Raw genomic sequence first — 9,690 nt, 5'->3', positions numbered from 1 at the left:
GGGGGGGGGCTGGCCGCCGGCACCTCCAGCACCGCCCCCAGGATGCTGTTGGGCCGGTAGGTCGCCAGCCCTTTCAGGCCCGAATGCCAGGCCTGCAGGTACAGGTCCTTGAAATGCTCGTAGGGATAGTCCTCGGGCACGTTCACGGTCTTGGAGATCGCCGTGTCGATGTAGGGCTGCACCGCCTGCATCATGGCCACGTGGTCGCTGGCCGACATGTCCATGGCGCTGACGAAATATTCGGGCAACTGGTTCACGTCGCCGCCCAGCGTCTTGTACAGGCGCCAGGCGTGGTCCTCCACCACGTATTCGCTCTTGCTGCCGTCGGCCTCGCGCTTCCTGCGCGTGTAGGTCCAGGAAAACGGCGGCTCGATGCCGTTGGAGGCGTTGTCGGCAAAGGCCAGGCTCACGGTGCCGGTGGGGGCGATCGACAGCAGGTGGCTGTTCCTGATGCCGTGCTTTCTGATGGCGCGCTTGATGTCCTCGGGCAGGCGGCTGGCGAACGTCCCTTCGGCGAGATACCCGGCGGCGTCGAACTTCGGGAAGGCACCCTTTTCCTTGGCGAGTTCCACCGAGGCGCGGTAGGCGGCGTCGCGCATGCGCCGCGCGATCTGCACCGCCATGTCGCGCCCGTCCTGGCGGTCGTAGCGCAGCTTGAGCATCGCCAGCGTGTTGCCCATGCCGGTGAAGCCGACGCCGATGCGCCGCTTGGCGCTCGATTCGGCCCGCTGCTGCGGCAGCGGCCAGAAGGTCACGTCCAGCACGTTGTCCAGCGCCCGCACCTGCATGGCCACGGCCTGCTCGAAGGCCTCGAAGTCGAAGCTCGCCTCGCCGTGCAGCCCGAAGGGGTTGCGCACGAAGCGCGTCAGGATGACGGGGCCCAGGTCGCAGCAGCCGTAGGGCGGAAGGGGCTGTTCACCGCAGTTGTGCACATACAGCCCGTTGGCGTCGAAGGCGTGGCAGTCCGCGACCGTCACGTCGAAGACCATCTCCTCGCCGTCCTCGACCAGCGCTGCCACGGTGGCGGTGAAACGCTCGCGGTTCAGGCTGCGGCGATAACCCGCCAGCGCCTCCTCCAGGCGCTCGGCCTTGTCCGTGTCGGCGAAACCGATGCGCTCAGCGAACCGGCCGATGTTGTCGCCACTGATCACCAGCTCGTGCTGGGCGCGCGTGGCGTAGTCGCGCGTCCCGCCGCGGCCGTCGGGCAACGGGTTCGTCGAGGCCGGGCGGCGGTTCTCGTGGATCGACGACACAATGCCCATCCGGCCCAACATCCGCTGCACGGTGCGCAGCAGCCCGGCATCGCTCTGCGCCAGGCGCACGCTCACGCCCTTGTCCTGCGCGCCCTGCACGCTGCCGTCGGCATCGAACAGGCCGCGCAACAGCCCCGTGGCAAACGCCGAGGAGGCGCGCTCCATCCGGGCGGTGATGGTCTTGTGACCAACGCCCATGCCCATGGCGAGGGCCAGGTCGCGCAATGGTGCGCTGGCCATGCGCATTTCGCCGCGGCCTGCGACGGGCTTCTGGAACCCCTGGAAGTCCGAGCGGTGGCCCAGCGTGGCCGCTGCCGCCTCGGCTGCCTGCACGATCCCGGCCGCGCCCGAGCGTGCGTAGGGTTGCCCCACGTCACCCCCGCTCACGGCACGCAGCTCAGGCGCCCAGACGCTGAGCACCGCCTTGTCGGCCTTGAGGGTACCATCGCCTATCAGCAAGCCCAGCAGGTAACCCTCGGCTTCGGTCCCCGCTCCCTTCCACCCGGCCAGGGCCTGGTGGTCGTGCAGCAGCACCTCGTCGCCCGGCTGGAGCGCACCGGCCTCGATCCACTCGGCCTCCAGGGCGTAACGCGTCTTGCGCTTGACGCGCCGCACGCGGTGGTCGGCCGTCAGGCGCAGCGCGTGGCCTTCCCGGGTCGTGAGGCGCAGCACCGGCTTGACGCCGGTGGCGAAGAAGCCCGCGCTCTCCGTCCGGTACACCCGCCCGTCCACGACCGCGCCGAAGGGCACGCCGACGAGGTCCCTGACCTGCGCCGGACCGTCCTCGGTCAGCACCCAGGTGTCAGCCGTCACGCAAGGGTTCGTCGCTTCGATCCCCTCGGTGTAGCGCAGGTTGTTGTCGTTGTTGATCTGGTCGAGGAACAGGATGCCCGGCTCGGCGAAGTCGTAGGCCGACTTCATGATGGTGTCCCACAGCTCGCGCGCGCGCAGGGTGCGGTAGACCCACTGGCCGTCGGCGCGCTGGCGGGCGCCGGCCTTGACGAGTTCCGGTCCGGGCTCGGCGCGGTGCACCAGCTCCCATTCGCCGTCCTGCTCGACGGCCTGCATGAAGGCGTCGGGCACGCCCACCGAGACGTTGAAGTTGTTCCAGCGCCCGGGCGTCCTCTTGGCGGTGATGAAGTCCAGCACGTCCGGGTGGTCGATGCGCAGCACGCCCATCTGCGCGCCGCGGCGCGCGCCGGCGCTCTCCACCGTGGAGCAGGATTGGTCGAAGACGTTGATGTAGCTGCACGGGCCCGAGGCCATCGAGGCCGTGCCCTTGACCAGCGCGCCGCGCGGGCGGATGCGCGAGAAGTCGTAGCCCACGCCGCCGCCGCGGCGCATGGTCTCGGCGGCCTCGCGCAGCGCCTCGTAGATGCCGGGGTAGCCGGCGTCGTCCACGCCCTGGATGCAGTCGCCCACCGGCTGCACGAAGCAGTTGATCAGCGTCGCCTGGATGTCGGTGCCGGCGGCGCTCATGATACGCCCGGCGCCGATGGCCCCGGCGCGCAGGTTCTCCAGGAAGCGCTGCTCGAATTTCTCGCGCAGCTCGGGCTTCTCCACCGAGGCGAGGGCGCGCGCCACGCGCGCATACAGCTGGTCCACATCGTGCTCGCCGTTCTTGAGGTATTTCTCGCCGAGCACGTCCAGGCTGATGGGCTGGGCGGGCAGGCTGGGGGCAAGGTCGGTGGGTTCGCGTTGCATGGCGTCGGGGAATCTCGAAAGAAGGGTGGACGGGGCATCCGACGCAGCGTCGGAAGGCCTGTGTTTTTACACCGGCTGCCCTCATGGGGGGACAAGGCCTGTCGATGCGTGCGCCTACGGCTGTGCCATTTCCTATAGCGCCTGCGCCATGCCGGGCCGGTCGTCGGCCTGGTTTTTCCGGCTTTCCTGCAGCGCAAGAGAATTTGCACTTTGTTTCAATCGACGGTCCGAAGCGCTGCGGTCGCCACGCACGGCACGGCCGGTGTCCGATCCTAACCCGCCCGCGGCAGGAGCGCAGCGAGCGCCCGGAAATCGCCGCCGGGCAGCGGCGGGGCCTCCGGCGGGCCGGCGCGCAGCAGCGCCTCGAACTCCTGCGCCGGCAGCGGCCGGCTGCACAGGTAGCCCTGGTAGAGGTCGCAGCCGTGCTCGCGCAGGAACTGCAGCTGCTGCGCCGTCTCCACGCCCTCGGCCAGCACCCGCAGCCCGAGCCGCTGCCCCATAGCGATGATGGCGGCGCTGATCGCCATGTCGTCGGCGCTGTGCGGGACGTCGCGGGTGAAGCCCTGGTCGATCTTCAGCACGTCGATGGGAAAGCGCTTCAGGTGCGCGAGGGAGGAATACCCGGTGCCGAAGTCGTCCACGGCGATGTGCACCCCCACCTCCTGGAGCCGCAGCAGGGTCTGGCGCGCCTCCTCGGGGCGCTCGGCCAGCGCGCCCTCGGTCAGCTCCAGCTCCAGGCAGCGCGCCGGGAAGCCGCTGTCCTGCAGCGCCTGCGCGGCGCAGGCGGCGACGTCCGTCAGATGGAACTCGCGCGGCGAGACGTTCACCGCGATGCGCAGCTCCGGCAGGCCGGCCGCGCGCCACTGCTGGCCCTGGCGGCAGGCTTCGCGCATGACCCATTGGCCGAGCGCCCCGATCACGCCCGACATCTCGGCCACGGGAATGAAGCGCGCCGGGGGTATCAGGCCCTCGTCCGGGTCGAGCCAACGCACCAGCGCCTCCGCGCCGACGATGCGGCCGCTGGCGATCTCCACCTGGGGCTGGTAGAAAAGCTGCAGATGCCCTTGGGCCAGCGCCGCGCGCAGCCGCGCCTCCATCTCCAGGCGCTCGCGCGCGCCCTGGGTCATCTCCTCGGAATAGAAGCAATAGACACCGCGCCCCAGGGCCTTGGCGCCATATACGGCGGCATGCGCGCCCTGCAGCAGCAGCTGCGCCGTGTCGGCCTGGCTGGGGTACATGCAGATGCCCACGCTCACACCCACCACCACCGCGATGCCCTCGGGGGTGTGCCAGGGCTGGCCGACCGCCGCGATCAGGCTGCGCGCCACGGCAGCCGCGCCGTCGGCATGGCGCAGGTGGCGCGCCACCACCGCGATCTCGTCGCCCGCCAGGCGGCCGATCAGGTCGCCCGGACGCAGCGCGGCGCGCACCTGGTTGGTGATGTGCCGCAGCACCTGGTCGCCCACGGCGTGGCCGTAGCTGCCGTTCACGTCCTTGAAGCGGTCGAGGTTGAGCAGCAGCACCGCCAGCTGCTCGCCGCTGCCTTGCGCCTCCTGCACCAGCGCCGCCAGCTGCTGACCGAAGTGCAGGCGGTTGGACAGGCCGGTGAGCGGGTCGTGGTGCGCGAGATGCTCCAGCTCTGCCTGGCGGGCCCGCTCTTCCGAGATGTCGGTGAAGATGCACACGTAGTGCGTGACCTTGCCCTGGGCGTCGCGCACCACCGACAGCGACATGCGCTCGGGAAAGACCTCGCCGTTTTTGCGCCGGTTCCAGATCTCGCCGCGCCAGTGGCCCTCGCGCAGCACGCACTCCCACATGGCTTCGTAGAACGCCTTGTCGTGCCGACCGGACTTGAAGACGCGCGGGTTCAGGCCGCGCAGCTCCTCCTCGGTGTAGCCGAGGATGCGCGTGAAGGCCGGGTTGACCGACAGGATGCGCGCGTCCGCGCCGGCCACGACCACGCCCTCGACGGTGTTCTCCACCACGGCGCTGGCCAGGCGCTGGCGCTCCTCGGCGGCGCGCCGCTCGGTCAGGTCTGTGAGGATCCCCGACAGGCGCTCGGGCTCGCCCTGGGCGTCCAGGTGGCGCTGGCCACGCGCGTGGAACCAGCACCAGCTGCCGTCCAGCCGCTGCAGCCGGGCGCTTTCATCGAACACCTGCCCGCTGTGGATGGCGCGCTTCAGGGCGCACTCCACCCGCTCCCGGTCTTCGGGATGCAGGCGCGCCAGCAATGGGGCGCTGCCATGCGCTTCGATGCCGTGCTCGCCGAGCAGGCGCAGCAGCCCCGGCGAGTAGGTGGCGCGGCGCGTGCGCAGGTCCCAGTCCCAGAGGCCGCTGCCGCTGCCCGCCAGGGCCAGCGCCAGGATGTCCTGGGTCTGCGCGAGGGCCGCGCGCGCCGCGCTGATCTCGCCGATGTCCTGCAGGACGCACACGAGGTGGGCCGGCTCGTCGCCGCTGGCCGGCACCGCGCGCACGTTGCACAGCACCGGCAGCGGCGGCCGACCGGCGGCATGCAGACACAGCCGCTCGCCCTGGTAGTGGTCCACGCGGCCGGCCAGCAGGTCTTCCAGCTGGTGGGCGGCCAGGTCCGCGTCCTTGGGCACGACCAGCTCGCGAAAGCGCCGGTGGCGCAGCTCCTCCACGCTCAGGCCCGTCCACTCGCACAGCAGCTCGTTGGCCCAGACGATGCGGAAATGGGCAGCCGGGTCGACCCGCGCCATGCCGGCCGGCGCATCGCGCGCGATCCGCGCCAGCTCGCGCGCCAGCCCCCAGCGCTGCTTCTCGGCGCGGCGCATGCGCTCGAGCAGCCACCACGCCAGCAGCGCCGTCAGCAGCATGAAGCCCCAGCCCTTGAGGGCGTGCCAGCGCCCGAGCTGCGGCGAGCCTCCCACCCAGCGCTCGAGCAGCAGGTCGCCCACCACCACCCATGCCACACCGAGCACCAGATACAGGGCGACGCCCCAGGCGGGCGTCATGCGGAGCCGTGGCCCCCGGGTTTGCAAATCCATTGCTGCTGCAGTGAGAGTGCCCTGCTGCGACAATCCGCGGCCATGAGCCAAGCCTACATTCTGACCCTGTCCTGCCCCGACCGGCTGGGACTGGTACACGCCGTCTCGGGCTTTCTGCTCGAGCGCGGCGCCAACATCGAAGAAGCCGCCCAGTACAACGACCACGCCACCGGCCTGTTCTTCATGCGCGTGCGGTTCGCCTGCGCGCAGCACGATGCCGCCACGCTGCGCACCGACCTGCAGGCGTTCGCCGAGCCCTTCCAGATGCGCGCCGGCCTGCACGTGGCGAGCGAGCCCATGCGCACGGTGATCATGGTCAGCCGCGAGGGGCATTGCCTGAACGACCTGCTGTTTCGCGTAAAAAGCGGGCTGCTGCCGATCGACGTGCGCGCGATCATCAGCAACCACCGCGATTTCTACCAGCTCGCGGCCAGCTACGACATCCCTTTCCACCACATCCCGGTCACGGCCGCCACCAAGGCCCAGGCCGAGGCGCGGCAATACGAAATCATCCAGCAGGAAGGAGCGGAGCTGGTGGTGCTGGCCCGCTACATGCAGATCCTGTCGGACGATCTGTGCACCAAGCTCGCCGGCCGCGCCATCAACATCCACCACAGCTTCCTGCCGAGCTTCAAGGGCGCCAAGCCCTACTACCAGGCGCACGACCGGGGCGTGAAGCTGATCGGCGCCACCGCCCACTACGTGACGGCCGACCTGGACGAGGGTCCGATCATCGAGCAGGACGTGACGCGCGCCGACCACACCGACACGGTCGAGGACCTGACGGCCCGCGGGCGCGACACCGAGAGCCTGGTGCTGGCGCGCGCCGTGAAGTGGCACAGCGAGCACCGCGTGCTCCTCAACGGACACAAGACGGTGGTGTTCCGCTGACGAGGGCTCAGCCGCCGAGCGCCTCGATCTCTTCGTAGAGTGCGCGCGGCACGGCGATGCCGCGCTGCAGGCTGCGCTCGCGCGCGGCGTAGCGCCGTTGCGAGGGCAGGCGCGCGCCCTGGTCGGTGATGGCCTGGAACAGGCGCTCGGCGCTTTGCTGCCCCGCCGCCGGATCGCCCCCCGCCAGCCGCGCCGGGTCGAAAGCCAGGACCAGCTCGCCGTGGCAGGGCGCCGCCTGCGCGCCCGCGTCGAACTCCAGCGACTCCTGGCTCGTCCAGTCACCGATCAGCGCCCCGGCCATCAGCTCGACCATGGCCGCCAGCGCAGAGCCCTTGTGGCCGCCGAAGGCCAGCATCGCGCCCTGCGCCACCGCCAGCGGGTCAGTGCTCGGACGCCCCTGCGCATCGACCCCGCAGCCGGCCGGCAGGGGCGTGCCGGCGCGGCGGTGCAGTTCCAGGTCGCCCCGGGCGATGGCGCTGGTGGCGAAGTCGAAGACGAAGGGGTAAGGACCGGGGCGCGGCCAGCCGAAGGCGATCGGGTTCGTGCCGAAGACCGGGCGGTGGCCGCCGGCGGGCGCCACCCAGGCGTGGCTGGGCGTGAGCGCCAGCGCCGCCAGGCCGTGCGCCGTCAGGGCCTCGATCTCGGGCCAGAGGGCGGAGAAATGGAAACATTGGTGGATGGCGAGCGCCGCCAGCCCTTGCGTGCGGGCCGCCTCGACCAGCGCCGGCAGCCCGCGCTCGAAGGCCAGCGGCGAAAAGCCCCGGCGCGCGTCGACCCGCACCACGGCGCCGCGGGTGGGCGCCACCACCGGCTCGGCCTGCAGTTCGACCTTGCCGCTGCGCACCGTCTGGGCGCAGGTCAGAAGCCGATAGACGCCGTGCGACTGGCAATCGTCGCGCTGCCCGGCGACGATGGTGCGCGCCATGGCCTCGGCGTGCGCCTGCGACAGGCCCAGGCGCAGCAATACCCGCACGGCCAGCGCGTGCAGCGCGTCGGCGGAAACCAGGACCGTGTCGGGGATGGAGGAAGCGGAAGCGGGCATGGGCAGGCGGTGAAGGCAGGCAGCATCGGCCCCGGCCATCCGGGGCAACACGGTCCAGCATACCGCGGTGCGGCCAGCGGCATGCCGGCCGGCCCGCACTGGCCTACAGTTGCGCCATGTCCAGCCGCCCGTCCCTCGCCGCCCCGCCCGCCACCGATCTGGCGCCCACTCCCGCCGAGCGCACCGCCCGCCAGCGCGAGGTGGTCGATGCCCTGTCCGCCCACGTGCCCCAGCACGCGCTGCTGTGGCACGCCGAGGACACCACGCCCTACGAATGCGACGGCCTCACTGCCTACCGCCAGCGCCCGCTGGTGGTGTGCCTGCCGGAGACCGAAGAGGAGGTGCAGGCCATCCTGCGCACCTGCCACCGGCTCCGGGTGCCGGTGGTGGCGCGCGGCGCGGGCACCGGGCTGTCGGGTGGCGCGATGCCGCACGCCCTGGGCGTGACGCTGTCGCTCGCGAAGTTCAACCGCATCCTGGAGGTGGACCCCCTGGCCCGCACCGCGCGCGTGCAGTGCGGCGTGCGCAACTTGGCCATCAGCGAGGCGGCGGCGCCGTTCGGCCTGTACTACGCACCCGACCCGAGCAGCCAGATCGCCTGCACCATCGGCGGCAACGTGGCGGAAAACTCGGGCGGCGTGCACTGCCTGAAATACGGCCTGACGGTGCACAACGTGCTGCGCGTGCGCGGCTACACCATGGAGGGCGAGCCCGTCACCTTCGGCGCCGAGGCGCTCGACGCCCCCGGCTACGACCTGCTGGCGGCCGTGATCGGCAGCGAGGGCATGCTGGCGGTGGCGCTGGAGGTCACGGTGCGCCTGATTCCGCAGCCGCAGCTGGCGCGCTGCATCATGGCCAGCTTCGACGACGTGAGGAAAGCCGGCGACGCCGTGGCCGCGGTGATCGCCGCCGGCATCATCCCGGCCGGCCTCGAGATGATGGACAGGCCCATGACGGCCGCCGTGGAGGATTTCGTCCAGGCCGGCTACGACCTGTCGGCCGAGGCCATCCTGCTGTGCGAATCCGACGGCACGCCCGAGGAGGTCGAGGAAGAGATTGCGCGCATGAGCGCGGTGCTCGAAGCCGCCGGCGCCACGGCGATCGCCGTCAGCCGCGACGAGGAGGAGCGCGCGCGCTTCTGGAGCGGGCGCAAGAACGCCTTTCCGGCGAGCGGCCGCATCAGCCCGGACTACATGTGCATGGACTCGACCATCCCGAGGAAGCGCCTGGCCGACATCCTGCTGGCTATTGCCGAGATGGAGAAGAAATACCAGCTGCGCTGCTGCAACGTCTTCCACGCCGGCGATGGCAACCTGCACCCGCTGATCCTGTTCGACGCCAACGATCCGGACGAGTTGCGCCGCTGCGAGCTGTTCGGCGCCGACATCCTGGAGACCAGCGTGGCCATGGGCGGCACCATCACCGGCGAGCACGGCGTGGGCGTGGAAAAGCTCAACAGCATGTGCACCCAGTTCACCACCGAGGAAAACGCACAGATGTTCGCCCTCAAGGCGGCCTTCGATCCGGCCGGGCTGCTCAACCCCGGCAAGCTCATTCCCACGCTCAACCGCTGCGCCGAGTACGGCAAGATGCTGGTGCGCGGCGGCCGCATCCGGCACCCGGACCTGCCGCGCTTCTGAGCGCGCCCCTGCGCGGCCGCCGCCCCACAGGCGCCCGCGCCGTGGGCTGACACCTGGCGGCGCGCGCCCGCGCGAGCATGGCCTCCTTGCCATCCACCACGAAGGAGGTTTTCCCATGTCCGCTTCTCCCACCCCCGCCCGGCGGGCCCGCC

General features: G+C 71.0%; 5 protein-coding genes. 2 read left to right on the top strand and 3 right to left on the bottom strand.

All coding sequences use genetic code 11. The annotated features are described in order from the left end of the window. Positions 1-2,957, bottom strand: a 2,957-nt coding sequence (locus A612_RS12370) for an LAGLIDADG family homing endonuclease (RefSeq protein WP_019374784.1), incomplete at its 3' end; no start/stop codon positions are given. 272 nt (positions 2,958-3,229) lie between these two features. Then, complete coding sequence (locus tag A612_RS12365) at positions 3,230-5,932, bottom strand: sensor domain-containing protein (protein ID WP_019374783.1); 2,703 nt, start codon at positions 5,930-5,932, stop codon at positions 3,230-3,232. Positions 5,933-6,007: 75 nt separating this feature from the next. Here A612_RS12365 and purU point away from each other — a divergent pair, with 75 nt between their 5' ends. Beyond that, positions 6,008-6,856, top strand: coding sequence for a formyltetrahydrofolate deformylase (gene purU, locus A612_RS12360; protein WP_019374782.1), 849 nt, complete (start codon positions 6,008-6,010; stop codon positions 6,854-6,856). A gap of 7 nt (positions 6,857-6,863) precedes the next feature. Here purU and A612_RS12355 read toward each other — a convergent pair whose 3' ends face one another. Next, positions 6,864-7,898 (bottom strand): Ldh family oxidoreductase, encoded by a 1,035-nt coding sequence (locus tag A612_RS12355; protein ID WP_040436804.1) that lies wholly within the window; start codon positions 7,896-7,898, stop codon positions 6,864-6,866. Between the two features lie 116 nt (positions 7,899-8,014). On the opposite strand from A612_RS12355, the gene A612_RS12350 reads away from it, so the two are divergent. Beyond that, entirely contained in the window at positions 8,015-9,538 is a 1,524-nt protein-coding gene (locus A612_RS12350; protein WP_019374780.1) for an FAD-linked oxidase C-terminal domain-containing protein, read from the top strand. Positions 9,539-9,690 lie beyond the last annotated feature (152 nt).

Origin of the sequence: Melaminivora alkalimesophila (assembly GCF_000282995.1) — a bacterium.
Classification (GTDB): Bacteria; Pseudomonadota; Gammaproteobacteria; order Burkholderiales; family Burkholderiaceae_C; genus Melaminivora; species Melaminivora alkalimesophila.
This window is presented reverse-complemented; position numbering and strand designations above follow the sequence as displayed.

Excerpts from the sequence above, each read along its gene's own strand:
- A612_RS12365 (WP_019374783.1), bottom strand. The coding sequence starts at position 5,932 with ATGACGCCCGCCTGGGGCGTCGCCCTGTATCTGGTGCTCGGTGTGGCA.
- purU (WP_019374782.1), top strand. The coding sequence starts at position 6,008 with ATGAGCCAAGCCTACATTCTGACCCTGTCCTGCCCCGACCGGCTGGGA.
- A612_RS12355 (WP_040436804.1), bottom strand. The coding sequence starts at position 7,898 with ATGCCCGCTTCCGCTTCCTCCATCCCCGACACGGTCCTGGTTTCCGCC.
- A612_RS12350 (WP_019374780.1), top strand. The coding sequence starts at position 8,015 with ATGTCCAGCCGCCCGTCCCTCGCCGCCCCGCCCGCCACCGATCTGGCG.